The sequence below is a fragment of the Pseudoalteromonas caenipelagi genome, from assembly GCF_013140855.1.
Lineage (GTDB): Bacteria > Pseudomonadota > Gammaproteobacteria > Enterobacterales > Alteromonadaceae > Pseudoalteromonas > Pseudoalteromonas caenipelagi.
On sequence record NZ_JABBPG010000032.1, the window covers coordinates 1 to 645 of the forward strand.

Consider the following 645-nt stretch of genomic DNA (forward strand, 5'->3'; position numbering starts at 1 on the left):
TACCCGTGTTTGTTCTACGAAACCATAAGGATACGACGGATTTGTCCCACGACTTATCAATTTAACAATACCCGCGGGTGATTGCTCACCAGTGAGCTGACCAAAGGCATCATAACTATATTTAGTTGTAAGCCCTGTTGATGGCTCATCTTCCTGTGGGCATGACTCTGCACTATTTAGAAGTGAATTAACGGTTTTGCTTCTCACCCATCCGGTATCTGTATCCACATTAAGACACACAACGTGACCGGCATCATTTTCTTGACCAATCACAAAGCGATTCGTGTCGTCGTATTTCACCTTCGTGGTACGTACGAGCATCTCGCCCGAGAGTGTTGGTGCAGTGCTATAGCTGCTACCTGCCTTTAACTCTTTACCCGACACCGTGGTGCGGATTTTAAGGCCCGCACTATTAAAGCCGTACTCTGTGATAACAGACTGTGCTTCAGATTGCGCATTCACCTTCTCTTGATATAACAACCCCTCTTTGTTGTATGCAAACGCACTTTGACGCGTACCTGTTTTACCTTCACTATTGGTTTTTGTCACCTCTGAGCACGTCAAGCGACCAAAGCGACCATAGTTACCACCGTAATCCTGCTTCAACCCAGACATATTACAACGTGATGGTGTCTTGACGTATTC

1 protein-coding gene is annotated in these 645 nt (G+C 45.9%); it reads right to left on the reverse strand.

Features of this window, described 5'->3' with window-relative positions; genetic code table 11:
• The coding region (locus HG263_RS22145) for a hypothetical protein (RefSeq protein WP_171628237.1) at window positions 1-645 on the reverse strand (645 nt) is incomplete at both ends.